General features: G+C 42.0%; 15 protein-coding genes. 6 read left to right on the forward strand and 9 right to left on the reverse strand.

Features of this window, described 5'->3' with window-relative positions; genetic code table 11:
• Positions 1-8: 8 nt before the first annotated feature.
• The gene (gene dnaX / locus ACI2JM_RS05160) at positions 9-1967 is read left to right on the forward strand and encodes a DNA polymerase III subunit gamma/tau (RefSeq protein WP_404642594.1); all 1959 of its coding nucleotides are present in this window, start codon (positions 9-11) and stop codon (positions 1965-1967) included.
• Between the two features lie 234 nt (positions 1968-2201).
• A complete protein-coding gene (locus ACI2JM_RS05165; RefSeq protein ID WP_045448120.1) occupies positions 2202-3101 on the forward strand; it encodes a LysR family transcriptional regulator in 900 nt (299 codons plus the stop codon).
• Between the two features lie 114 nt (positions 3102-3215).
• Here the strand turns inward: ACI2JM_RS05165 and ACI2JM_RS05170 are convergent, their stop codons facing one another.
• Together ACI2JM_RS05170 and ACI2JM_RS05175 are read right to left on the reverse strand one after the other, a co-directional pair.
• Positions 3216-4397, reverse strand: coding sequence for an aspartate aminotransferase family protein (locus tag ACI2JM_RS05170; protein ID WP_201560880.1), 1182 nt, complete (start codon positions 4395-4397; stop codon positions 3216-3218).
• A 47-nt stretch (positions 4398-4444) separates the two neighbouring features.
• Entirely contained in the window at positions 4445-4636 is a 192-nt protein-coding gene (locus ACI2JM_RS05175) for a DNA gyrase inhibitor YacG (RefSeq protein WP_060491088.1), read from the reverse strand.
• 209 nt (positions 4637-4845) lie between these two features.
• Here ACI2JM_RS05175 and ACI2JM_RS05180 point away from each other — a divergent pair, with 209 nt between their 5' ends.
• Complete coding sequence (locus tag ACI2JM_RS05180; RefSeq protein ID WP_060491089.1) at positions 4846-5523, forward strand: SAM-dependent methyltransferase; 678 nt, start codon at positions 4846-4848, stop codon at positions 5521-5523.
• A 140-nt stretch (positions 5524-5663) separates the two neighbouring features.
• Here ACI2JM_RS05180 and ACI2JM_RS05185 read toward each other — a convergent pair whose 3' ends face one another.
• Complete coding sequence (locus ACI2JM_RS05185; RefSeq protein WP_404642597.1) at positions 5664-7058, reverse strand: ABC1 kinase family protein; 1395 nt, start codon at positions 7056-7058, stop codon at positions 5664-5666.
• Positions 7059-7356: 298 nt separating this feature from the next.
• Positions 7357-8685 carry a phosphoribosylamine--glycine ligase gene (gene purD / locus ACI2JM_RS05190; protein WP_060492214.1) on the reverse strand — a complete coding sequence of 443 codons (1329 nt, stop codon included), beginning with the start codon at positions 8683-8685 and terminating at the stop codon, positions 7357-7359.
• Between the two features lie 457 nt (positions 8686-9142).
• On the opposite strand from purD, the gene ACI2JM_RS05195 reads away from it, so the two are divergent.
• Entirely contained in the window at positions 9143-13990 is a 4848-nt protein-coding gene (locus tag ACI2JM_RS05195; protein WP_404642599.1) for an NAD-glutamate dehydrogenase, read from the forward strand.
• A gap of 443 nt (positions 13991-14433) precedes the next feature.
• Here ACI2JM_RS05195 and ACI2JM_RS05200 read toward each other — a convergent pair whose 3' ends face one another.
• From ACI2JM_RS05200 to ACI2JM_RS05215, 4 genes are read right to left on the reverse strand one after another with little or no spacing between them, the layout of a single operon-like run.
• On the reverse strand, positions 14434-15171 hold the full coding sequence (locus tag ACI2JM_RS05200) for a WG repeat-containing protein (protein ID WP_193216808.1): 738 nt from the start codon (positions 15169-15171) through the stop codon (positions 14434-14436).
• A gap of 37 nt (positions 15172-15208) precedes the next feature.
• Positions 15209-19204: an AAA family ATPase gene (locus ACI2JM_RS05205; RefSeq protein ID WP_404642602.1), complete on the reverse strand. Its 3996-nt coding sequence runs from the start codon at positions 19202-19204 to the stop codon at positions 15209-15211.
• 59 nt (positions 19205-19263) lie between these two features.
• Positions 19264-20778, reverse strand: coding sequence for a leucine-rich repeat domain-containing protein (locus ACI2JM_RS05210; protein WP_193216806.1), 1515 nt, complete (start codon positions 20776-20778; stop codon positions 19264-19266).
• On the reverse strand, positions 20778-22334 hold the full coding sequence (locus ACI2JM_RS05215; protein WP_201560874.1) for an exonuclease SbcCD subunit D C-terminal domain-containing protein: 1557 nt from the start codon (positions 22332-22334) through the stop codon (positions 20778-20780). The genes ACI2JM_RS05210 and ACI2JM_RS05215 overlap by 1 nt, the downstream gene beginning before the upstream one ends.
• Before the next feature lie 268 nt (positions 22335-22602).
• Here ACI2JM_RS05215 and ACI2JM_RS05220 point away from each other — a divergent pair, with 268 nt between their 5' ends.
• A complete protein-coding gene (locus tag ACI2JM_RS05220; RefSeq protein WP_404642604.1) occupies positions 22603-23268 on the forward strand; it encodes a DUF4377 domain-containing protein in 666 nt (221 codons plus the stop codon).
• A 97-nt stretch (positions 23269-23365) separates the two neighbouring features.
• Here ACI2JM_RS05220 and cysG read toward each other — a convergent pair whose 3' ends face one another.
• Positions 23366-25018 (reverse strand): siroheme synthase CysG, encoded by a 1653-nt coding sequence (gene cysG, locus ACI2JM_RS05225; RefSeq protein ID WP_404642606.1) that lies wholly within the window; start codon positions 25016-25018, stop codon positions 23366-23368.
• 210 nt (positions 25019-25228) lie between these two features.
• On the opposite strand from cysG, the gene ACI2JM_RS05230 reads away from it, so the two are divergent.
• A complete protein-coding gene (locus tag ACI2JM_RS05230; protein ID WP_193007374.1) occupies positions 25229-26320 on the forward strand; it encodes a WG repeat-containing protein in 1092 nt (363 codons plus the stop codon).
• The last annotated feature ends 59 nt before the right edge of the window (positions 26321-26379 follow it).

Genomic DNA, 26379 nt, shown 5'->3' on the forward strand with positions numbered 1-26379 from the left:
CATTTATTATGACGCAGCAATATCAAGTTTTAGCGCGCAAATACCGTCCCAAAAACTTTCACGAGTTGATTGGGCAAACGCATGTTTCTCAAGCATTGATTAATGCGATTGATTATAACCGTTTGCATCATGCTTACCTCTTTACGGGCACACGCGGTGTGGGTAAGACCACGATTGCGCGTATCCTATCTAAATGTTTGAACTGCGATACGGGTATTACTAGTACGCCTTGCGGTGTGTGTGATAACTGCGTGGCCATCGATCAAGGGCGATTCATCGATCTTATCGAGATTGATGCGGCATCCCGTACCAAAGTAGAAGACACCCGCGAGTTGCTGGATAATGTGCCGTATGCGCCAAGTCAGGGGCGTTATAAAGTATACCTGATTGATGAAGTACATATGTTGTCCACACACAGTTTTAATGCGCTTCTTAAAACTTTGGAAGAACCCCCTGAGCATGTAAAATTCTTACTTGCCACGACTGATCCGCAAAAATTGCCGATTACCATTATTTCGCGCTGTTTGCAGTTTGTACTACGTCCGCTACCGCAAACGTTACTCAGCGAGCATTTGGCAAATGTTCTTACCCAAGAGCAGGTAGGTTATACGCAGCCTGCGCTCTGGCAATTGGCCAGCGCTGCGAAAGGCTCTGTACGTGATGCGTTGTCATTGACCGATCAGGCCATTGCTTTTGGTCAAGGTGCGCTCGACGATGTCACTGTAAACGCTATGCTTGGCTTAATTGATGCGGCTGATCTGGTCAGTTTAATTACCGATATCTATAACCATGACAAATCTGCTGTCGCGGCTCACATAGAACAAATGCGCGCGCAAATGGTTGATGCGACGAGTATGTTTGATGGTCTTACTGAATTACTGCATCAATTGGCGTTGACTCAGCTGTTGCCTGAAGTGGCATTAAATGTAAATGAGGCACAGGCGCAAGATATTAACACGCTTGCGCAGCATATGAGTCCAGACGTTCTGCAACTGTATTATGAGATTGTTGTGCAAGCACGTGAAGGTGTTAAGCTTGCGAGCACACCAATGCAAGCGCTGGAAATGTGCATTTTACGTCTGCTAGCATTTCGTCCGTTGCCAGTCGATGAGATATTAAATCATACTTATGCTGGCTCTGTATTACCTGAAGTACCAGCTATAGAAGATGGGACATCTACACCTTCTACACAGTCATCGAATAAGTCGTCAAATAGCCACTCGGCTTCTGCACCGCCATTACAGTCTTATGGCGTTGATTATCAAGCACGAGATAATGATCATTTGCAAGTCGAAACCTATGACAATATTGAATCAAGTTTGGCTCAAAATGATGAGAAAAATCATGATGTATTAGTTACTAACCCTGAACCCGTTGTTGAGTCTGAACCCGTTGTTGAGCCTGAACCCGTTGTTGAGCCTGAACCCGTTGTTGAGCCTGAACCCGTTGTTGAGCCTGAACCCGTTGTTGAGCCTGAACCCGTTGTTGAGCCTGATGCAAATAATTCTCAGTTAACAACGCAACTGGATGATCCTCGTACTTTGCTGCGTTGCTCACCGCAAGAACTGCTAGGCGAGTGGACACCAGAAAAATGGGATTATTGGCTACAAACGGCTCGTGAAGCGGAGATATTGGCTCAAGACGAATTGGCACTTGCGCGTCAAGGTATGATGACGGGCTTATGCGATGGCAAGGCAATGTTTATAACCAGTGTAGATAGTCGGCATTTACAAACCACTTTTCAGCAATTAGCGGCTAAACTGCAACAGCAGTTCACCCAAGCAGAAATTGACTTGCAAATCGATGGCAGCGTCATGCAAGCAGAGGATAAGACGCCTGAGCGTCGCCAACAAAAGCGCTTGGTGCAAGCCAAGACGGTTGCAGAAGCAAGACTGCTTGCTACGCCTGTGATGCAGTATTTGAATGAACGCGGTGAAGGAAAAATGGGTAAGGTTCAGTTGTATTAAACAGTCAGAAAAACTGTTGTTAAAATTATTTAAAAGTCTATATAGTTATTAAATACAACTTTCATATAAAATATCAAGGCGATGTTGTACTATCGCCTTGATATTTTTGTTTTTATTGCAGATTAAATGGGCTTTTTTAAACAAGAGAGAAATATTTAATAACGATAAGATAAATTAAGATTCGTTATAATGGTTAAGTTATATTAAAAACTGAAATGAAGTTTAGGTGAGAATATGTTGGATAATTTACGCGGTATGGCTGTGTTCGCCAGTGTGGTTGGACATGGCTCTTTTAGTGGCTCTGCTCGTGAGCTTGGCATTACAACCAGTGCAGTCAGTCAGCAAATCCGCTCATTAGAAAATGAGCTGGGCGTCGTGCTATTACACCGCTCAACTCGTAAGCTGAGCTTAACAGAAGCTGGCGAGAGCTTTTATGAAGCCGCAAAGGATGTGGTAAGTGCTGCTGAGCAAGGGCGGATTAAGGTCAATCAGTTGCGTGATGAGTTGGCAGGCAGCTTACGAGTGGCGACAACACCGGAGCTTGGCGTTAATCATATTTTGCCGGCACTTTCTACGTGGATGGCGGCACATGATGATCTTAGTATTACCTATCTGGCAGACAACCACTATATTGACATGATTGATGAGCGGATCGATATTGCGATTCGTATGAGTCCATCGATTAATGATTCGAGCCTCAGCAGTCATCCATTGACCGATGTGCGCCAAATGTTGGTTGCTTCACCGCAGTACCTACGCCAACATACCAAACTGCAAACACCTAAAGATTTGGCTGATCATCAGCTGATTTGTATTGAAATCATGAAAGATGCCAATCAAATTGATCTCATCCAGACAGAAACGGGTAAAAAGACGCGCACGAAAATGAATTCACGCATTTATACCAATAATGTCTTTATGGCGACCACCTTGGCAAAAGAAGGTCATGGTTTGGTTAGAATGATGGAAATGGACATCAAAAAAGAGCTTGAAAATGGTGACTTGGTCGAAGTGTTGACCGGTTATCAATTACCAAGTTTTGTACTATATGCCGTCACCCTAAATCGTGATCAACAGCCAGCCAAAATCACTCGCTGTTTAGAGGTGTTAAAAAAGTACTTCCATGCCAATTAGGTGACGTTTGAATAATGCACCGTAGAGAGTAGTTTAAAGCCTCCAAAAGCAAAAAGCCTATAGACATATTATCTATAGGCTTTTTTAGTATTAGCGTTTAATGTAACCAATCATTTAAAATGATGGTTTTAGCAAGTCAATCAGACGCTCAGCCACTTGTGTGCTCTCATCGCGGCTCATATTAAGCGGCGGTAGCAAGCGCACAACATGCCCACCAGTGACATTGATGATGAGCTTTTGTTCATCACGCGCACGATCAACCAACTGACTACAGTCCATGTCTTCAGGCAAAGCGATACCAATCATCATACCTGCACCACGACTGCTGACGCCATATTGTCCTAGTGTATCGACCAGCGTCTCTCGAATAAACAGCCCTTCGGTTACGGCATTGGTCATGATATCACTGTTAGCCAATACGTCATACACGCTATGTACCACACGACTGGCTAGCGGCGTGCCGCCATAAGTAGAACCATGGCTACCAGCACCAAACAGGCCATTAGCGCGGCCACGTACCATACACGCGCCTACTGGAAAACCGTTACCCAAGCCCTTAGCCGTCGTCAATACATCAGGACGCGCATTACTATGTTGATAAGCGAAGTATTTTCCCGTACGGCCATTACCTGTTTGCACTTCATCTAGCATAAATAACCAGTTATGGGCTTCACACTCTGCTTGTAGTTCTTCAAGATACGTAAATCCGTTGGCAGCAGTATTTAAACCCCCTTCACCTTGAATAGGCTCTACAAAGATGGCGCAAATTTCATCATGATCTTGCGCGGCTTGCTTAATCGCGGCAATATCGCCAAAGGGTACACGGATAAAGTCATCATCTAATGTGTAAAACCCTTCACGGGCTTTTGGGTTGGCGGTGGCTGACAATGATAATAAGGTACGACCATGGAATGACTGCTCCATAACGATGACTTTTGGGCGTTTAAAACCTTGCTGATAGGCATATAGACGCGCCAATTTAAGCGCCGCCTCGTTCGCTTCAGCACCACTATTGGCAAAGAACACACTGTCCATTTGGGCGGCTGTACATAGTACTTCACCCGCACGCTCTTGCCAGTCGATACCGAATAAATTACTGGTATGTACTAAAGTCGCTGCTTGCTGCTGAATGGCGTCAGTCACTTGCGGGTGGCAATGCCCTAAACCGCATACGGCAATACCAGTCAGCGCATCTAAATAAGGCGTGTCATCTTTGGTATATAGCCAGCTGCCTGAACCGCGTGTAAAGCTGATTGGCTGGCGGTTATAAGTGGGCATCAGATAAGTAGCAGACATATAAAACATCCTTAAGATGATAAATTAGTTAAAAGAGAAGGTGTTGATTATAGCTCGTTAGAAAAAGGCGTGGTTTCTGCAGGTAAGGTATAGTCTTCATTTGCCCATGCACCTAAGTCGATAAGTTTGCATTGCCTGCTACAAAAGGGCTTGTATTCATTGTCTTGCCATGCTGTTTTGGTACCACAACGTGGGCAAGGATAGGTTTTAGGGGAGGTTTGGGGGGTAGATTCAGTCATGATAAGGGTGGGAGTATCCTCGATTTATTTGTATGATGAACGTCATTAGCGAGCGGCAGTCGGTAATTGCATCTATTTTTATCTCGTATGCGCTTGATAGACTACGATAGCGCGTTACTCGCTGTCGCTATATTACTATTGAAGTAGATTGGCTATATAATAGCATGCGCCCGAATAATGGCAAAAGACAAATACTTTAAGGATAGTAGATGACCGACAATATTGAGCTTACACATCAGCAACAGCGAGCATTTCAACCAGAAAAGCTTTCAGCACCACGTAATTTTATTATGCCAAATATCATTCACGACAATAAAAGCACTGTCCCTTTAATATTAGAAATTGGTGCAGGGAAGGGTAAGCATGCGCTTGGTTTCGCCGCAAAAAATACCGATAAGTACCTGATTGCGATCGAACGTACGCGTAATAAATTTGACGCTTTTGCCAAACTGGCAGTGCTACAAGACTCGCCGAATTTAACTGCCATTCATGCTGATGCGATCGCATGGATTGTGCATGCCATTAAACCCAATAGTGTCAGTAAAATCTTCATACTGTACCCCAATCCTGAACAGCATAATCCCAACCAGCAATGGCTAAACATGCCTTTCTTCGAGTTTCTATTGTCACGCTTGCAAGTAGGTGGAGAGGTGGTACTAGTAACCAACATCGAAGCCTATATCAATAATGCAGAGCAGCAAGCAACGGAGATATGGTCGTTGCCTAATGAGCGCTATCAAGTCGCTGATGACAGTGAGCGCACGCATTTTGAAATAAAATATTTAGCCCGTGGAGAGGTATGCTGGGAGCTTAATATGTGTAAGCCGGAAGGTTATAAAACTAGGTTTGATGAGTGGAAGGCCGACACTGTGAATCAAGTTAAATAGCCTAAGTAATAAATCAAGACCAATATTGCCAATAATAAGTACTAATTTGTAATATGTGAAATAGCCTAAGCAAATAAAATATTGAAAAATAAAACCGCCACAAGAGGGCGGTTCAAAAATTACTTACTCTTCAATTAAGACTATAAATAAGGTTTTACTAAGGTATCAGAATCAGTATAAGCGTCAAGCACCGTCAAAAAGGTGTAAGCACCAATAAATTTTCGACTAATAAACATAAATTCTTTTGGTGGTAAGTTAAACTCAAAGGACTGCATCGCTTTTGTGGCTTGTGTTGAGAGGCGAGAGTGGAGTTTGCTGTTCGCCCAAATATAACGGTCGTCCTTATCTAAACAATCGCTAGGAATATCAGGATTGGTCGCTGAATCACTAAACGGTTCGGTTGCCAATAAAAATAGTGACGCCATATCAGAGCGTACTTTATCACTCATACTATCAAAGAAGTCATAACCCGTCATCGCAAGCATCATCGCCTGATGGTCATGGCGGTAACCAGCTTTTAGTAAGCCATGCGCAATGGTCAAAAGGTTGTTATCAAATTGACGAATAGCACCAAAATCTAACAATACTAATTTATCAATATCACCTTCATTTTCACTGACACGAACCAAATAATTACCAAAGTTGGGGTCTGTCTGCATTTCACCCCACACAAAAATCTCTTGCATCATGATTTCGATGGCTGCTTGACCAATAGCGTTACGACGCTCATGAGGTAATAATTGTAATGCCTCAGAAACTACGGTAATACCTGGCTCATAAGACATGCAGAGTAGGCGCTTTTTGGAATAAGTGCGATTAATCTTGGGAACTATGTAACGCGGATCATTACTCAAACGGTCATAAAACCGTTCTGTCGTCGCGGCTTCAGCTTCATAGTCCACTTCATGATGGAGTAGGTCACGTATCTCTTCGAACCAAGCATCGAGCGAACGGGTCTGCGGAACGATATTACTTACTCTTAATAGTTGCTTAAATAAAGCAAGATCCGAGTTGATCGCATCAGCAACACCCGGATACTGAATTTTTAATACAACTTGCTCGCCAGTTGCAATCACGGTGGCTCGATGAACTTGAGCGAGCGAGGCAGTACCTATAGGAACCGTATCGACATCTAATTCATGTAGTTTTTCACCCAATAATTGCTGCAGGGTTTGTTGCATGGTTGGCCATGATAACGTAGCGGTATCGTCATTGAGCGTTTGCAAGGCACGGGTGATTTCTGGTGGCAAAATATGTTCGCCATAAATCGCTAGCATTTGACCAATTTTGACGACCGAACCTTTTAGCTTACCTAGCTCTTCTGCGAGGTAGTTTGCTTGGGCTTCCATAAATACTTGGTTACGTGCTGTGCGAGCTTCTTTATTTAAGAACATGCCAGACACACTATTACCCGCCCAGCGGCGACCAATATTTAAGGAAGTTTTAGCAATCGACATTCTTCTATCAAACCCTGAGGTTTTTAAGTTGTCGATGGATTGCTTGGTGCTAGAAGGTTTAGACGTATCATTTGCCATAAATATAATCATTCATCCAGTTGGTATTGATTTGTGGGTTCAAAACCTACAATACAAGGGAGATGCGATGTACGGGTACAAAATTGTATCATATAAAGCACATTTGGTTGATGAGCCTAAGCTTGCCAATAGCAGTTACTTTGTAAGCCGCAGTATATATTTGCAGATTATAACTTCGTAAAAAATAATATCAAAAAATAAGACCTAGCATGATGCTAGGTCGAATCATAAAAGCTAAGAGTAATTTGGTGTATCAGACTAAAACTGCTAACAGTTCTCACCTGAGTAATATTGATTTTTAACTGTTTTCACGAGCAATGGCATGATGACCAATATCACGGCGATACTGTGCACCATCGAAACTAATCGCACCTGTTACCGCAAGTGCGGCTTGCTGAGCATCTGAAATACTATCTGCAAGAGCAGTCACGCATAATACACGTCCGCCATTCGTCACCACTTCTTTTTCACGGTCTATGGCATCGCTGTCAGAAAAAGCAGTGCCAGCATGAAAGACTTTGACAGCGTTGTCATTATTGTTATCTAGTTCCGGCAAGCCAGCAATTACATCACCTTTTGATGACGTTTCAGGATAGCCTTTTGAAGCAATGACGATACCGAGGGCAGGGCGGCTATCCCATTGAGCATCACTAGGCAACTGTCCTGCTAGACCTTGTGCCACCAAATCTACCATTGATGATTGTAAACGCATTAAGATAGGCTGAGTTTCTGGATCACCAAAACGGCAGTTAAATTCGATCACATAAGGGTCACCTGCCTCATCAATCATAAGACCTGCATATAAAAATCCCGTATAAGGGTGACCCGCATTATTCATTGCATCAACCACTGGCTGAATGACTTGGGTCATGACTTTTTCATGGACATCTTGAGTGACCACTGGCGCAGGAGAGTATGCTCCCATACCGCCTGTGTTCGGACCTGTATCGCCTTCAAAAGCCCGTTTATGGTCTTGGCTCGTTGCCATTGGCAAGATATTTTTACCATCAATCATGCAGATAAAGCTGGCTTCTTCACCTTGCAAAAATTGCTCAATCACCACGCGGCTGCCTGCATCACCAAACTTATTGTCCGCAAGCATATCATCGATGGCCTCATATGCCTGTTCGATAGTTTCTGCGACGATGACCCCTTTACCAGCGGCAAGGCCATCGGCTTTGATAACGATGGGTGCGCCTTGTTCATCGATATAAGCTTTGGCAGCTACCGCTTCGGTGAAGCCTTTATAGGCTGCAGTAGGGATATTGTTTTGTTCCATAAATTCTTTGGCGAAGGTTTTGGAGCCTTCTAACTGCGCACAGTATGCTGTTGGTCCCCACGCTTGAATCCCAGCATCGCGGCAAGCATCAACGATACCAGTGACCAAAGGCGCTTCTGGTCCAACAATGACCATATCAATGGCATTGTTTTGGCAAAAATCGATGATTGCACTATGCTCACTAGCGTTCTCGTCTGCCGATACTAGGACAACGTTTTGGCATTTAGGTTCAAGCGCTGTACCAGCATTACCAGGCGCGACGTAGACATTATTGACCTTATCGTCTTTTGCACATTGCCATGCTAGCGCGTGTTCGCGACCACCTGAACCAATCACCAAAATATTCATCATACGTCTTGCCCTTAGCATTAAAGTTAATTATGAGTTAGCCACACACTCTCAAATATACTGGCATATTCTAACAAAAAAGTCGTACCGATTGCCATGAGTATCCACTTGCCAGCAATTAATCATCAATAAACGTAAAAACCTGTCTCATGAGTAAATGTTATCGACATGTTGCTGATTCATGAAATGATGTTGTACGCTTTAGCTGGCGCGCTATGTACGTTACACTTCACTAAATTAATGGCATTAAATCCCAATTGCGACATATTCCTAAAAATAAGGGTGGAAAAAGGAGAGAAACTTAAAATATCAAGAAAAAACAGAATAAATTGCGTAAATGGATATACTGCTCCGCAGCACCAATAATGTTTCATATATTTATGCGCTGCCATTAGTTAGTACAAATTAATAAACTTAAATAAATGATAAATTAAATCTATAAAAAAGGATGAAGGACATGCCAAACTCCCTCAGTATCGCAAAAGAGCGCATCAGCCAGATAAGCGATATTGCTACCAGTTATGTACAAAAAGACAAATCATTATTTGATCATTTTATTCATAGCTATTATCAGCCATTGCACGCAGAGGCAGCTGAGACTATCAGTAACGCTGACCTAGCGGGCATGGCATTACATCATTTTACGTTGCTCCAAGCCTATGATGGTAGCAAGCCACAACTGAAGGTGCTGAACCCCAAAGCAGAAGAGCAGCATTTTCATAGCTCACATACGGTTATTCAAATTGTTGCCTATGACCGACCGTTTTTAGTCGATACGATTTTGATGAGTCTTGAGTCTGAAGGTATCGATGTTCATCGTACTTATAACATCATTGTCAGTGTTGCACGTGATGATAATGGTCATATTACTCATGTCGAAGGCGCACATGAAAGCGCGACTTCTCATTTGTCTTTGATTCATTGTGAAATTGCCTATCAAGATGATGAAGATCTGGCTGCATTACAGCAAATGTTATTGGCAAAAATTGATACGCTAGATACAGTCGTTGGCGATTGGAAGCAGATGCGTGCGCAGTTGACGGATATTAAAGCTGAGCTATCAAACAAACCACTGCCAGAAGTTTTTTACTCGCAGCAAGAAATACAAGCATTTTTAGATTGGATATTAGACGATCATTTTATATTCTTGGGTTATCGTGAATACCGTTTGGAAGGCGGGCAGGCTGTCGAAGTGAATGCTGAACCTGCTGATTTAGATTTATTCGCCATTGGTAATAGCGGTCTTGGTCTATTACGCGGTGCTGAAGAAGATAAACTGTCCGAAAGTTTTAGCCAATTGCCAAAAGTATTAAAGCAACTATTGACTGAACCACGAGTGTTGATGTTATCCAAATCAAGCCGTGTATCGCCTGTGCATCGTCCTGTATATATGGATTTTTTGGGTATTCATAAGTTTGATGATAGTGGTAAGCTGGTTGGTGAATATCGATTTATTGGTTTATTGACCTCACAAGCGTATCAACTAACGGTACAGCAAATTCCGCTATTACGTGACAAAGCCAATAAGATTATGGCGATGGCAGAACTGCCGCGTGACGGTCATGCACACCATAAAATGATGCATGTGATTAACACCTTACCGCGTGACGACCTCTTTCAAGCCAGCGTCGAAGAGCTATATCCTATCGTTTCTGGTATCAGCCAGTTGCAAGATAAAAAGAGCCTGCGCCTATTCAGCCGTGTGGATCATTATCAGCGTTTTGTCTCATGCTTGGTCTATATCCCGCGCGACAAGTTCAACACCGAGCTACGTATCAAAGTACAGAACGTCCTAAAAGAAGCCTACGGTGGCACATCATCAGGCTTTACCACAGAATTCAATGAATCAGCTCACGCACGTGTGCATGTCCATGTGCGTACGGTGCCAGGTCAAGTGAAAGACGTCGATACTGCTGCACTTGAAGCCAAACTATCTGCTTTAATGCAATCATGGAGCGACAGCTATCAAAAGATGCTGCTGGATAATGTGGGTGAGCAACAAGCCAATGCTTTAAACCGTCGCTTCTTAAATTATATCCCTGCCGCTTATCAAGAGCGTTTTGATGCCCGTACTGCGGTTGAAGACACCAAGCGTTTGGCTGTATTGACAGCAGAACAGCCGATGATTTGGCATTTATACCAGTCAACGGGCGATGCAAGCAATCAATTACACCTAAAACTGTATGGTCGTGAACAGCCTGTTATTTTGTCTAAGGTCCTGCCAATCCTTGAAAACTTTGGTGTGTCTGTCATTTCAGCGCAAACCTATGAGTTTGATTTGCCAGAGCAGCCCATTTGGATGCAAGAGTATGAACTGACACTAGAGCATGTCGATACTGTCAACATGCAAGTGGTTCGTGGTCAGTTTGAAGACAGTCTCAAACAGATTTGGGCGGGACATGTTGAGAGTGACTCCTTTAACGAATTGGTATTAACGACCAATTTAGACACTTATGATGTGGTGGTGCTACGAGCATTGTCACGCTATATGATGCAAGCAAAAGCACCATTCTCTAGTACGTATATTCAGCAAACGGTAGTAAAAAATAGCGACATTAGCGTGGCGCTCGGTAGTTTGTTTGATGCCCGTATGAACCCTAAATACAGTGAAGGTGAACGCACAGAAAAAACCGCGCAGATTCAACAGAAAATCACGGCGGCATTGGCAGGTGTGGATAGCTTGGATGAAGACCGTATCTTGCGTTGGTATTTAGATTTAATTAACGCCATGGTACGCACTAACTTCTATCAAACCGATAGCGATGGTCAGCGTAAAGATCGTTTATCGTTTAAGTTTTTGGCAGCAGATATTCCTAATCTACCAAAACCAAAACCGATGTTTGAGATATTCGTGTATTCGCCGCGTGTTGAAGCCGTGCATTTGCGCGGTGGTAAAGTGGCTCGTGGTGGTCTGCGTTGGTCAGATCGTATGGAAGATTTCCGCACCGAAGTGCTTGGTTTGGTCAAAGCACAGATGGTCAAAAACGCGGTGATTGTTCCTGTTGGTTCAAAAGGCGGTTTTATCGTCAAAACCAAAACCATGGCAGATGGTCGCGATGCATTCCAAGCCGAAGGCATTGCTTGTTATCAAGCATTCCTACGCGGCATGCTTGATGTGACGGATAATATCGTTGATGGAAAAATTGTCCCGCCAGCCAACACCGTGCGTCATGATGAAGATGATCCGTACTTAGTGGTCGCGGCTGATAAAGGAACCGCCAGCTTCTCTGATATTGCGAATGCCTTGTCTGCTGAATATGACTTCTGGCTCGACGATGCCTTTGCCTCAGGTGGCTCGGTTGGTTACGATCACAAAGCCATGGGTATCACTGCACGCGGTGGTTGGGAGTCGGTCAAACGTCACTTCCGTATGCGCGGCATGGACATTCAAAACCGTGATAACTTTACCGTGGTTGGTATTGGCGATATGAGTGGTGACGTATTCGGCAATGGCATGCTGCTATCAACCCATACCCAGCTGGTCGCTGCATTTAACCATCTACATATCTTTATTGATCCGAATCCAGACGCTGCTGCTTCACACGCAGAACGTGCCCGCTTATTTGACATGCCGCGTTCGACGTGGGATGACTATGAAAAGTCACTTATTAGCCAAGGAGGTGGCGTTTTCTCCCGCCAAGATAAGAGCATCACGCTCAGTGCTGAGATGAAACAGCGTTTTGATATCGCTGAAGACAGCATGGCACCCAATGAGTTAATCAGTGCGTTGTTAAAATCGCCTGTTGATCTTATTTGGAATGGCGGTATCGGTACTTATGTGAAAAGCGTGAATGAGAACCATGCTGATGTCGGCGACCGTGCCAATAACGCAGTACGGGTCAACGGCAATGAGCTACGTACGGCTATCGTTGGTGAAGGTGGTAACTTAGGCTTTACCCAGCAAGGGCGTATCGAATATGCACAAACAGGCGGTCGCATTTATACCGACGCTATCGATAACTCAGGCGGCGTAAACTGCTCAGATCATGAAGTGAATATCAAAATCTTACTTGGCAAAGTGGTCGAGCAAGGCGACATGACCTTAAAGCAGCGTAATGAATTGCTTGAGAGCATGACCGATAGCGTGGCAGAGCTGGTATTGCGTCAAAACTACCTTCAGCCACAAGCGATCGAGCTTAGCCACATTCGTGCGGCGGCTAACTTAAGCGATCATCAACGTTTTATTCAGATGTTAGAAGGTGAAGGGCGTCTTGATCGGGCGATTGAATATCTGCCATCAGATGAAGAAATTGCCAAACGTCAAAAAGCAGATACTGGCTTGACCAACCCTGAGCTGGCAGTTGTCATGGCTTATGGCAAAATGTGGGTGTATGACAACTTATTATCATCAGACTTGCCAGATGATGCGTATTTTATCAATGAGCTGCGCAAGTATTTCCCTGATGAGCTGGCGACGCGGTTCTTTGATGAGATGACTGAACATCGCTTACATCGTGAGATTATCAGCACCTATTTGACCAATAGTGTGGTCAATCGTTTGGGTATTGAAGCACTGTTCCGTCTTTATGAGGAAACAGACCAATCGCTGGCGACCATCGTGCGTGGTTATGCGATTAGCCGTGATGTCTTCAATGTGTCAAAAGCTTGGAACACGCTTGAAGCACTGGACAATCAAGTCGATGCTACATTACTGCTAACTCTTGAGCTGCGTCTACGTGACGCGCTTGAGCAAGGTGTTGTTTGGTTTATAAATGCCTTTGGTCAAGAATTGCAAGTCGCTGACATGATCAGTCGCTTTAGTGATAGTGTTGAGAAATTAACCAAATCAGGCGGCTTTATTGAGCAACAATTTGCAGAATACTTGCAAGAAGATACCACTAGCCTGATGCAGAATGATCTGTCTAATAATGATGCCGCGCTGTTTGCGATGCTGCCTTATCATGTTGATGCACTTGATGCCGCACTGCTCGCTGAGCAATATGAGCGTCCTGTTGATGAGATTGCAACGTTGTACTTTGATGCCTATCACGTCTTGCAGTTAGATTGGATGATGGACAACATCGCCACGTTACCACAGCAAGACTACTGGGATCGCCGCGCGCGCCATGCGTTGATGAACGAGCTGTCACGTAGTCTACGTCTACTGATGGATGCCATATTATCTAAACCAGATGCGAAGCAAGCATTTGGTGAATGGCGTTCACGTCACTTAGATCATTTGGAGTCAGTCACCACAGAGATGAGCAAGTTAGATAATCTGCATAGCAATGATGAAAATGGTCAAATTGGTCTTTCAACGTTGTCAGTATTGATGAGTGAGCTAAGCGGTTTAGTAACTAAGTAATTAGTTATTAAGTAATTACTATTAAGTACTAGTGACTAAGTAAAACGCCTAAATAAATCAATGGTCTTTGACATAAAACCCCACCGTTATAAGCTAACGGTGGGGTTTTTTATTGATTAATACTATCGATCGTATCTACAAAGTACCAAAATTAGATATTTACTCTACTGTTATCAGGGTATTTAAACGTACCAATTTTCCATTGTTCTCAAACCATACTTTATCCGCGTCATCGCGATAACTGTCAAATTTGGGTGTTAGTATCACGTCACCTTTATCGAGGAAAAAGTCAGCTTACCATTAGCAGCAACAATGTCGGCACTAATAATATACTCTTGGATATCTTCACTCATAGCAGTCGCTATGTCATCAGTAATCTCATGAGATAAGCTGCTGCGCAAAAATAGTAGTGGATTGGCGTTATTATTAAAGGACTCTATATGCTAATTGGCTGCAAATGGAATGATGACGTCATTATTTTGGTCAATCAGTGCGGTCTCACCTTGCAAACTTACTTGCAGATATAAAGGCTGACCCGTACAAGCGTTAAGCGGATTAATGGCTTCGTACTGCGGCATCACCGCCCAGTAGCCTTTATCATCAAGTAGTCCTGTCAGACTTTTATGATTGCTCGCTGCATTATCCGTTACTAAAAAATAATCTTGGTCATAATCAGGATCATAGTGCGCATGCTGGATATGAGCGTTTGCTAACGGATAAACCCACTCGCCATGACGATTGATAATACCTTGTTTGGTATTGCCCTCTGATGACTTAACGCTGACAATAAAGCTGGTCGTTATATCAGGTTCAGTTTGAATATCGTCATACTCAAAAGGCACAATTATCTTGCCAGCTGCGTTTACGACACCATATTTTCCGTTTTTCTGAGCCAATAAATACTTATCCATCAATATATAGCCGTCTGTCAATCCATCGAGAATAACGGTGCCATTTAAATCTTGTAGCTGCTGCGACCCATCTGTTAATTCGACTAACTTGCCAGCAAAGGGTACGTTAGTTTCAATACGCTCAAAATAGCTATTCGGTAAATAACCAGCGCAGCTGATGGTTGCCTGAGCGGTGCCAGTCGCGATAACCAAGACTCCAACTAAAACAACGGGCAGGGCGTTAGCAATCTTTGCGTTACCCACACTCTGTATAACTCTACTTAGCATCATAATAATATCATCATAGTCCTTTCATCTCTTTCACACTTTAAACAGCATCTTTAGTGGTGACTCTACTACAGCCTTGACCACTTATTTCACTATAACCACCTGAGAGCTTCTTCACGTGAATTTGGGTAAAAATGCGTGCTTTCAGCGCTTGCACATGAGAGATGATACCAATGATTTTACCTTCTTGTTGCAAGTTGGTTAAGGTGTCGAGGGCAATATCTAATGACTCCTCATCAAGCGTGCCAAAACCTTCATCCAAAAACAGTGAATCGACCCGCGTATTTTGGCTGGCCATTTGTGATAAGCCAAGCGCTAGAGCGAGACTGATAATAAAACCTTCGCCACCTGATAGGTTCTTGGTACTACGAATATCACCGCCTTGATAATTATCAATAACGTTGAGCTCTAGCGGATTATTAATATCGGGTGTTAGCAAATAGCGGTCACTCATTTTCTTCAATTGAATATTGGCATGGTCAATCATAATTTTAAAGGTTAAACCTTGTGCAAAATTGCGATATTTTTTACCATCTGCTGAACCGATAAGCTCATACAGCTGCTGCCACACTTGTAAGGCTTCTTTTTGAGCATTTATGGCAATATTTTGCGTTGTTTGCGCCACTTTTTGTTGTTCATTGTCTATTAGTCGCTGCTTAATTGCCCCAATTGCGCCCAATCGCTGCTCATTCTCTAACTTGAGTTCAGTATGCTTACTGGCAAGACTGTCTCGATTCTCATCTGTCAGCTCAGTTAATGCCAAAGATACCTTTTCATCGAATGCATGCTGCGTCTGTTTTAATTGCATGTTGGCATGATTTAAAGCCTGTTCAATAGAGGCGTATTGCTGTTGGAGCGTATCACGTGTCGCTTTCGGCAGACGAGCGTTAAAAAAATCAGTTTCAGTATCGAACTGCGATTGTATTAACACGCTTGAAAACTCACTTTCCTGTGTGCTAAGCGTGATAGAAATCTTACTAAGATCAGTTGATAGTTGTTGGGCACGATTCTGTAGTTGCAACAGCAACTGCTCGTTATTATCTCGTTGCCTTTGTGCTTCTACCTTTTTGGACTTCGCGTTATCAAGTGCTGTATGCAAACGATTGCTTTCTTCATCAGGATCTTTATCAGTGAATTTCTGTGTTCTATCGTCTTGTAATTGCTTAAGCGCTGTTGTTTGTTCTTCGATACTGTTGTTAAGCTTATTAAGCTCAGTATTTTCATTATCCAACTGTACTTGCTTGGCCTCAATTAGAGTGGTTAATTTACTACTTTCCGTTTGTAAGGTTTGGGCGCTGTCTTTTTGAGCATGAAAGTACTGTTTCAGCTGTTTTAAACCCAAACTTAGCTGGCGCAAATGACCAATATATGTATCACTATCCTGTTGATTAACAACTATTTTATCTTGAATGCTATTGTTTAATATTGATAAAGTATTTTTTATTGCAGTAGAATCTGTTATTACACTATGGGTTGAATCATTATCAGATATCTTGCTTAAATGATTTTGATATTGATCAGCCGGATAGGTTTCTACCACAGTCGCTACCGCAGCTATTACTGTGGTCAGCTCCACAAAACTTGCCTGTAGCACGCGATCTATGTCGTCTATTCGTTGAGTGTTGAGCCTAATATCAGTGGTTATCTTATGATTATCATTATGATAGTGCTGCTGTTGTTTTTGAGTATTATCAAGCGCTTCGGTCGTCTCAGACAGTGTTTGAGTGAAGCTGTCATATTGGTTAAGCGTACTTTTGATCCTTTCTTTTTCTTGGCTCAGTGCTGCTTTAACATCGTTGACGGTAGATAATAAATGGCTAAGCAACTGTGGGTCTGTGCTTATACTGTCGGCAGCATCGCCAGCTAAATACTGAGTAACTGACAGTATTTTATTATTCATATCACTTATAGGCTGAACAATAGTGTTGATAGCAGTGTCAGTGTCAGTGTCAGAATTGATATTATTTTCGATATAGCTATTGATATCGCTACAAAGCGTTTGCGCTTGCATGCGTAATGTGGCGAGTTGATTGCTTTCATTTTGCAGCTGGTTTTGTTTGCCAGCATATTGACTTTGACAATCTGATAATTCGTGCGTCATATTATCTATACGCATATCAATATTAATAATCTGTTGCCGTGTTTGTTCCGTTAATGAGGTCTCATGTTGGCTATTATGACTTTCTAATAGTGGGTGCTGCTGTCCGTAGGGGTGTTCAAGCGCTCCGCATAATGGACATGGCATGCCATCCTGTAACTCGATAATATAATTCTCAAGATTAGCAACTTTCTGTAGTGCTTCAAGATAGTCTTGCTTGTCTTGGCGTTGAGTTTTTTCGCCTTTAATAGCTGATTCATGATTAGTTATTATATCTCTAAGCGTATTCAATGCTTGTTGGATATCTGGCACAGCTGCGCTAACAATAGTTATTCTTTCTGAAACGTCAGCCAGTTGCTGGAGTCCAAGGCGTATTTGTTCACTGTGCTGAGTAAGCGTGTCTATATAATCAATATCAGCACGTAGCTCATTTGGTGACTTATCTTCTAATAATGCCGTTTGCTGCTGTTGTAATTCTTTAAGTACTTGTTGTTTTTGCTCAATAAGCTTGTTATCTGCTTCTTGTTGCTGATTGAGAGTCGAAAGTTGTTGTTGCAACTGGCTATTTGAGTGTTGATACGCCTGTTTATTGTCACTTGATTGAATATTGCTCTGTAGCAATGATTTCATACGAGTGCAATTATTATTAAAGGTAATAATATCGCTATCAATATTATTTAGCGCACTACGCTCGCCTAGATAGCTTGCGATACGAGTCAGCTCACTCTTAATATCTTGCTCTGCTGTTTGATGTATCATTATTTCTTGTGATAAGCGCTGGATACTCGATGATAAGATGTTTTTGCGCTGATTATCAGCGGCTAACGCATGTGTGTGCTGCTGTATTTTGGTATCGATTTTTCGCACGCTATCGATGATGGGCTGGGTATCGCGTAGCTCATTTTCCAGTTGGGATTCAGAGGTATTGGCAACGTTAAAAGTCGTGGTCGCTTGCTCTAATAATGTTGTTTGAGTAGGGATTTTATCAAGTAAATCCTGTTGTTCATTGCTGAGTTGTTTGCTTATATCACGACTGTGCGTCAGTGCTTGAAAAGCGCCTTCAATCTCAAGCGCCTTATTGGCCGCATTTAGACGCAAAGCATTGGGAACAAAGTCTTGCTCATCTTGTGTGGCGTTGGTCAGTGCGGTGAGATTTTGCGCTAAGCTTTGCTTTAATTTCGCAACGTCATCTAGCCAGCCCAGTTGCTTAGTGATGGTATCAAAGTCTTGCTGCTGCGTTGTTTGTAAGCTTTGCTGCGTTTGTAGTTCTGTTATCAGTTGTGCTTCGTTTTCAGCACTCAATAAGGGTAAGCTATCCACACCAGCTTGCAATTTAGCAAGCTCATGCTCCTTATCCCGTTTTTTCTCAAAGACATTTTTAGATATTTGCGCATAAATATCAGTGCCAGTTATTTTCTCTAAAATAGCGGCTCTTTCCCATGTATCTGATTTTAAAAAAGCAGCAAAACCACCTTGCGCCAACATAATTGAGCGCGTAAATTGGCTAAAATCCATGCCAATGAGTTCTTTGATAAACGGCGCTGTTTTAGACTTAGCATCCTCTAAGATATCACCTGTTTCAACGTCACTGATCTCATGGATAATAGAGGCAAGCTTGCCTTTGGGTTTTTTATGCGCGCGATGCTGATACCAAAAGCAGCGATAATGCTTACCGCCAATTTCTATAACCACTTCAGCTGAACACTCGCCAGTACCTTGGGTCATCATCTCATTAGATGCACCTGTGATATCACCCAGTCTCGGAGTCTGACTGTATAGCGCTAAGCAAATCGCATCCAAAATGGTAGTCTTGCCAGCGCCAGTATGTCCGGTAATGGCAAAAATACCTTCGCTAATAAAAGCGGGGTCGGTGAAGTCAATAAGCCACTCGCCTTTGAGCGAGTTTAGGTTTTTTAGGCGTAATTCTATTAGGCGCATGGCAGGGTCTTATAAAATTTGGTAGTAAAATTAGGGTGTTTTATTTTTTGTCATCATTATTAAGCAGGGATTCGCTTAAAAGGCTTGATAAAAAAACGGAAAATAAAATTACTTATAGATTTGAATATAGAGGGTTTGTAGTCATCCAAGATGACAATAAGGCTGGGTAACTGAATTAATTTTTGAAAGCTTTTAGGTAGCACTTTAATATTATTGTGTTCAAAATTAAGTACACTGAGGTTAGTTAGCTGGCCAATACTATCTGGAAACTCATTAAGTTGATTGTTGTCTAGTGTCAGTTGCTCTAACTCTATTAAATCACCAATGCTATCTGGAAGTTCAGTGAGTTGATTGTTGTCTAGTAAAAGAACTGCTAATTGATGGAGACAGCCTATATTACTAGGCAATGTGGTTATTTGATTGTTTTCGAGTGCTAGAACAGTCAACGTCGATATATTGCCAATACTGTCAGGTAATATGGATATTTTATTACCACTAAGTGTTAATAGACCTACTTGAATGTCATTTGGAAACTCAGTGATTTTATTATTATTCAACGACAATCCGTATAACTCAGAAAAATCCCTAAAACTATTGGGTAATCGCTCAATTTGGTTGTTATTTACGCTAAGCAGTGTTACTTGTGTGCATCTTGGAAGTTCAGTGAGCTGATTAAAATCCAGATTAAGCGTGTGTAATTGTGTCAAATTAGAGATATTAGATGTGATACTTGATATCTGATTATTAGGCAGATGAATATTTACTAGTGAAGGAACATTATACAAAGCTTCAGGAAATTGAGTAAGATTGTTATCGCTAGCATTAATGATAGATAGCTCGGTAAGCTTACTAATATCATTAGGTATGTGAGACAGGTTGTTTTCAGAGATTTCAAGATGCTCTAATAGATAAAGCTCAGTAATGATTTCAGGGAATTGACTGAAGCTGTTGTTACCAATACTCAGTAGTGAAAGCTGGGTTAATTTGTTCATACTATCTGGTAATTCTTTGAGTTTATTGTCAGATAGCATCAGCTCGTCCAGCGCGGTGAGATCACCAATGCTATCAGGCAGAGAGGAGAGGTTATTTTCATGTACACTTAGTGTTTTTAGTTGCTGTAGTGCACCAATCCAGCTTGGTAGTTCAAGTAATCCACAATCAGAAGCTTCAAGAACTTCTAGTTTAGTAAGGTTGTAAATACAACTGGGTAAGTGTGTTAACGTATTATTTGCAAAAGCTAACTGAGTTAGTTGTGTCAGGCTAGCTATACTATCAGGCAGATTCTTCAAACTATTAAAATTCAGGTTAAGCTTAGTGAGATTAATAAGGTTGCTAAAATTATCAGGTAAGGTCGTTAAGTTGTTAAGGCTCACATCAAGCGTAGTAAGGTTAATAAGATTGCCAAAACTATCGGGCAGATCATTTATTTGCTTGGACGCCATATTTATTTCTGTGACTTGATCCAATTGTCTGACGCTTCTTGGAATAATGTCTTCTGAAATATTATTTTTAATAGCCCAATCAATAATCGGTTTTAATTTTTCGTACTTTGTATCCCAATTTTGTTCGGTCATTATTCTGCTCTACTGTCTGTATGATGAATGGCATGCAGTATTTGCTCATAAGCGTCGCGTAGGCTCAGCTTCTGCGCGTCTGTTACCTCATTAAGCGTCAGACAGCGTTCAAATACTTCTAACTCATTTAAATCTTGTAAGGTTTCAGAGGCTGACTCTTGATTGAGCACCTTATCATAAGTGGAAAGGTTTTTGATTTTCAGTACCTCACATGGCAAGCCGTCTACTATAGCTTCTATTTGTTCACGCAGATTGGCAACAATGTCATCGCCAGTATAAATAACTTCAAGCCAAGTTGACTCTAACGATGAGCACGACTGCGTCAGCGTATGAATGGTTGTCTCAATGGTTTGCATATCACCTGAGACTTGCGCTAATGACTGAAAACAAGGAATGGGGACAGAGAGGACTTGCATGTCACGGTCAGTGTCGTGATGCAGCAATGTCGAATCTTTACTAGGGTTTTTATCTCTCGTAAGTTGAGGTAATAACTGGTGATTACTACTTAGAGGGTCGTTACTTTCTGATTCTGATAACGATATAACTTCCTCTTTAGAAGTATCTTCAAAGCCAAATAAGTCATCCATAAAGTCGTTATTGCTCTTAGTACTGCTCAAGGTTTTCTTATTTTCCGCAGGAGTAACTTCCGTTTGTAGGTCTGAGCTATTAATAACACTATCATTCATGAATTTTTCATTACCAAACCGTACCAATAATACCTGTTTTTGCTGGCGAGCTTCGCCAAAACCCATGGCAATAGGCGAGCCTGAATAGCGAATATGCTCACGTCCTCCAACGCGCTGCGGCACATGCAAGTGTCCAAGCGCCACATAATCAAAGCACTCATCAAACATATCGGCAGATATTTTACCTAAGTTACCGACATATAAGTCACGTACGCCATCATCTGCTGTTGTACTGCCACCAGCCGCAAATAAATGCCCTGTAGCAATAATAGGAACATTATGAACATGGTGCTCAATAGTCTCAGTAAGCTCATATTGCTTGGCTTTGGCAATGCTAGCCACTTCATCGTAATGAGCACGAATGCCTTTGATGACATTGGCATCTTTGCTATCAGCCGACTCGCCAGCACCACTACTTCTAACATCACGGTCACGTAAATAGGGGACGGCAGTCACGATACAATACGGAATATCGTGCTCGTCATTTAGAACCAACACTTCATCATTTAAGTCTTCACAAGCCATACCAATGACATGTACGTTTAAAAACTTTAATACTTGATTGGGCGCATCTAAAAATGTAGGTGAATCGTGGTTACCTGCCACAACAACGATATGTTGACAGCATGATTTTGAAACTTTTCCTAAAAATTCATAATATAGCGCTTGAGCTCTATTGCTTGGGGTCATGGTGTCAAAGATATCACCAGCAACAATTAATATATCCACTTTTTGCAGGCTAATGGTGTCTTGCAACCAATCTAAAAACGATTCAAATTCGTCATAACGCATTCGTCCATAAAGCCTGCGCCCCAAATGCCAGTCGGAAGTATGAAGGATAGTGAGAGGTTTGGTAGTAGATACAGGCATAATTGAGTTTCATGATGGATAAAAGACATCGATTATTCTAGCAAGAATTGGTGCGATTTGCTTTGCTATAAACTTACCAGTAAAGCAAAGTAGATAAGAATGAGTAGTGACATTTAGCCGTAAATGAAACGATGATTATTAAAAATAATGGCTATTTAAAAAAGCTGATTAACAAAGCGGATTTTTAATAGTATTAAGTAACAAATGAATGGTACTAGAAAAGGTCCATATTTAGTAACATCCAAGCCATTATTAATAAGGGTATGTTATGTCATTTATCAGATTATGCACATTGGCTTTAATTGCCACTTCCTCTTTGGCTGCTTGTAGCAGTTATGAGCAAGCAAATATGAATAATAAAACCAGTGTGAGTCAAATAAAAGATAGCACCGCGTTTGTCCATTCGATCAAACCGAGTCATTCTGACGCAATCATTGGTCAAGTGACTGAGGTCATCTCGCAAGACAGAGAGCAGCAAAAAGTCACTATCGTCGCTCAGGATGGACAGACGTATACCGCAGAAATCAGTAAAGCCAACTTTGCTCAGAAAAACGCCCATCAAATGCAGAAATTAACCATAGGCGATTATGTTGGAGTGATGGGAGAGCAATCGACATTACAATCAGAGATAGATAGTAAGCGCCACATTACTGTCCATGCGATGCCTTATGTTTTACGTAAAATCATCATCGCTGACCATCAAGTAGACTGTGTCGGTGTTGCGCCGCAATCATGTTTACTGACTAAGCCTGCTGAACAAGCTAACGCCGACTGGGAGTATCGATATAGTGGTATAGAAGGTTTTGATTTTGAACCTAATTATGAATACACTTTGCTCATCAAGAATACACCTATTAGCAATCCGCCTGCTGATGCATCATCAATTCATAGCACGCTAATAAAAGTCATTGAGAAACGAAAGACCAAATCTTAATTGTTAAAAACGAATAGCTCATAAAAGATCAATAGCGTTATACTCAAAAGCCCTGCTAATCTACTGGCAGGGCTTTTTGGAAATTTAAAATCATACTTCAACCAATCACTAACTGCTCCAAACCATCATCAGCCGTTGCCAAATTAGCCACCATAGATAATGCATGGGCTTGCTGGCTGGTATGATCTGCCTTTGGTGTAGCCGCTGTGCCACCACGTAGCCAGTTACTAGCTGTAGTGTCACTATTGTTGTTTTTCTGCTGATTTTGCAAATTATACCAAGCCAAATCATGATGGAGTGCGACCACGTCTCCCATAATGAGCAAGGCTGGCGTGGGTAGCTGATTTTTTTCTTGCAACTCAACGATGTCGGCAAGCGTTCCCGTTAATACCTGCTGATTGGGCATACTGGCATTGGAGACGATGGCGATTGGGGTGTCGCTACTGCGCCCTGCATCAATCAAGCCTGTCGTCAAACGCGCCAGCGAATGCAACCCCATATAAAAGACGACTGTTTCATCCGTATTCAAAAAGCTCTTAAAATTGCTATTGGGTGCGCCAGCCTTTAAAAATCCAGTGACAAAACGTACCGACTGCGAATGGTCACGGTGAGTCAATGGAATGCCAGCATAGCTTGCGGCGGCATTGGCAGCGGTAATACCAGGTACGACTTGATAAGGGATACTGTGCGCACGCAAACTCTCAATTTCTTCGCCGCCACGTCCAAAGATGAAGGGATCACCGCCTTTTAGGCGCACCACACGGCGACCCTCTTTTGCGCTATTGACCAACAACTCATTGATGCCCAATTGCGCCACAGCATGATTGCTACGTTTTTTGCCAACAAACACTTTATCAGCATCACGGCGGCATAGGTCTAATACTTGTGGTGAGACGAGCGCATCATAGTAGACGATATCCGCTTGTTGCATCAAACGCAGCGCTTTAAAAGTGAGCAGCTCTGGGTCACCTGGGCCTGCACCAACGATATAGACTTCGCCTATAGCGTTTTCTGTTTCTATTGGCGCATCTGATATCACGGGAGCAGAGGTTGAAGCGGATTCCGCAACAGTGCTAAGCGCATTATCATCTGCGGTATTTTTTGCAGTGATTGCCGCAGTGGTGCTATCTAGATCTAACTTTAATTGCGCAGCTGCTTCCTTTTCATTACCGGCAAACATCAGCTGACTGACTTGACCCTCAAAGGCACGCTCCCAAAACTGTCGACGTCCCGTCAATGTTGGAATTTTGGCTTTGACTTCACTTCGAAACTCGCCAGCCAGCTTTGCCAATTTACCATAACCTTGCGGAATCAAGGTTTCGAGGCGTGCTCGCAATAGACGTGCCAGCACTGGCGCTTTGCCGTTTGACGATATGCCAATCACGATTGGATTGCGATCAACAATCGCGGGGAAGATAAAATCGCACAAATGGGGCGTATCGACTACATTAACTGGAATGTTTAGCTCGGTGGCATCGGCATGAATTTGATGATTCAGCGCTTCGTCATCCGTGCCAGCGATAATGACGCGCGAGTCTGTCATATAGGTTTTATTATAGTTTTTATAAATCAATTCGTGCTTGCTATCACTTAACAAGGCTTGTATTTCGTGGCTAATGCTTGGTGCAAGGACAATAATACACGCGCCAGCACGGCTGAGCAAATCCGCTTTACGTAGCGCCACATCGCCGCCGCCGACGATAAGTACTTTGCGACCTTCTAATTTAAAAAATAATGGAAAGGTGTTCATAGGATTACCTGTAATTCATTCAATGTAAGGTATGTCGCTATTATGATGTATCACAGGCATACGCTCACGTAGCGAATTGGCATTAGCATATTCGTTTTTGTCATGTTGGTGAGGGTTTTTGGTGTAAAAGGGAATAGATTAGAATGTGCAATCTTAGTCAATATAAGACATAATTTCAGTCTTGAAATTTAAATAGTGAAGATAAGAACCATGATTCTGAACAATAATCGCAGAAAACCAATAACATATTCTTTTGCTATATTTGGATTATCCTTTGGTTTGATGCTAAATGGTCAAGCCGCAACCAATTTAGAGTCTAAATTAGAGAAAGACGATACAAAGGAAATGGTTTATGAGAGCGATAATGATTTTTATGAAGGGATGGCAAGAATAGAGCAAGATGATAAATATGGTTTTATTGATAAGAATAATAAGATAGTCATTCCAGTTAAGTATGACGATGCCAATGCTTTTTTTAAAGGATTATCGCGAGTCAGCCTGAATGGTAAGTGGGGCTTAATTAACAAAATGAATGAACAAATAATCCCCATAGAATATGATGAAGTGAGTCCCAGCTTTGAATTTAATCTAATAGCCGTCAGTAAAGGTGGGAAATGGGGTTACGTCAATAAAAAAAATAAAGTCGTTATTCCTATAATATATGATGAAGTAGGTGGGTTTTCAGAGGGATTGGTTAGCGTACAAAAGGATGATAAGTGGGGCTTTATGAATGATAAAGGCAAGCTAGTCATACCGATAGAATACGATAATGTAAATTATTTAATAGAAGGTTTGGTTGCTGTTGCTAAAGATGACAAGTGGGGTTTCTTTAACAATAAGGGTGAGCAAATTATTTCTTTACAATATGATTACGCCAGTAGCTTTCAAGAAGGTCTAGCGCCAGTCAAGCTTCACAAAAAATACGGATATATCAATAAACTAGGTGAAGGAATTATTGACTTTTCTTATGATTCCGCTGGTAAGTTTTCTGACGGCTTAGCATTGGTTAATAATGCTTATAAAACAACGTACGAGGTCGGTACAGTCGAAAGATATAAAATGGGATTTATTGATAAAAAAGGCAATATCGTCATTCCTTTAATTTATAATTTGAGTGACAAGTTCTCTGAAGGTCTGGTTGCAGTTCATAAAAATGGTAAAGGTGGTTATCTAAATAAAGCAGGACAGACAGTCATTCCCTTTGATTATGATCAAGTTGACTCCTTCCTTGACGGCAAAGCTTATGTTTATAAAGATGGCGAAGGCTACTATATCGATAAACGAGGACAGCGACTGCATTGATTTAGCTCTTATAACTATTTATTTACAGAAAAATTTGGAGCTAAGCTAAAGTCTGATCT

Source organism: Psychrobacter sp. NPDC064578 (assembly GCF_044901245.1).
Taxonomy (GTDB): domain Bacteria; phylum Pseudomonadota; class Gammaproteobacteria; order Pseudomonadales; family Moraxellaceae; genus Psychrobacter; species Psychrobacter cibarius_C.

Coding starts and splice junctions, on each gene's coding strand:
- dnaX (WP_404642594.1), top strand. CDS start 9: ATGACGCAGCAATATCAAGTTTTAGCGCGCAAATACCGTCCCAAAAAC.
- ACI2JM_RS05165 (WP_045448120.1), top strand. CDS start 2,202: ATGTTGGATAATTTACGCGGTATGGCTGTGTTCGCCAGTGTGGTTGGA.
- ACI2JM_RS05170 (WP_201560880.1), bottom strand. CDS start 4,397: ATGTCTGCTACTTATCTGATGCCCACTTATAACCGCCAGCCAATCAGC.
- ACI2JM_RS05175 (WP_060491088.1), bottom strand. CDS start 4,636: ATGACTGAATCTACCCCCCAAACCTCCCCTAAAACCTATCCTTGCCCA.
- ACI2JM_RS05180 (WP_060491089.1), top strand. CDS start 4,846: ATGACCGACAATATTGAGCTTACACATCAGCAACAGCGAGCATTTCAA.
- ACI2JM_RS05185 (WP_404642597.1), bottom strand. CDS start 7,058: ATGGCAAATGATACGTCTAAACCTTCTAGCACCAAGCAATCCATCGAC.
- purD (WP_060492214.1), bottom strand. CDS start 8,685: ATGAATATTTTGGTGATTGGTTCAGGTGGTCGCGAACACGCGCTAGCA.
- ACI2JM_RS05195 (WP_404642599.1), top strand. CDS start 9,143: ATGCCAAACTCCCTCAGTATCGCAAAAGAGCGCATCAGCCAGATAAGC.
- ACI2JM_RS05200 (WP_193216808.1), bottom strand. CDS start 15,171: ATGATGCTAAGTAGAGTTATACAGAGTGTGGGTAACGCAAAGATTGCT.
- ACI2JM_RS05205 (WP_404642602.1), bottom strand. CDS start 19,204: ATGCGCCTAATAGAATTACGCCTAAAAAACCTAAACTCGCTCAAAGGC.
- ACI2JM_RS05210 (WP_193216806.1), bottom strand. CDS start 20,778: ATGACCGAACAAAATTGGGATACAAAGTACGAAAAATTAAAACCGATT.
- ACI2JM_RS05215 (WP_201560874.1), bottom strand. CDS start 22,334: ATGCCTGTATCTACTACCAAACCTCTCACTATCCTTCATACTTCCGAC.
- ACI2JM_RS05220 (WP_404642604.1), top strand. CDS start 22,603: ATGTCATTTATCAGATTATGCACATTGGCTTTAATTGCCACTTCCTCT.
- cysG (WP_404642606.1), bottom strand. CDS start 25,018: ATGAACACCTTTCCATTATTTTTTAAATTAGAAGGTCGCAAAGTACTT.
- ACI2JM_RS05230 (WP_193007374.1), top strand. CDS start 25,229: ATGATTCTGAACAATAATCGCAGAAAACCAATAACATATTCTTTTGCT.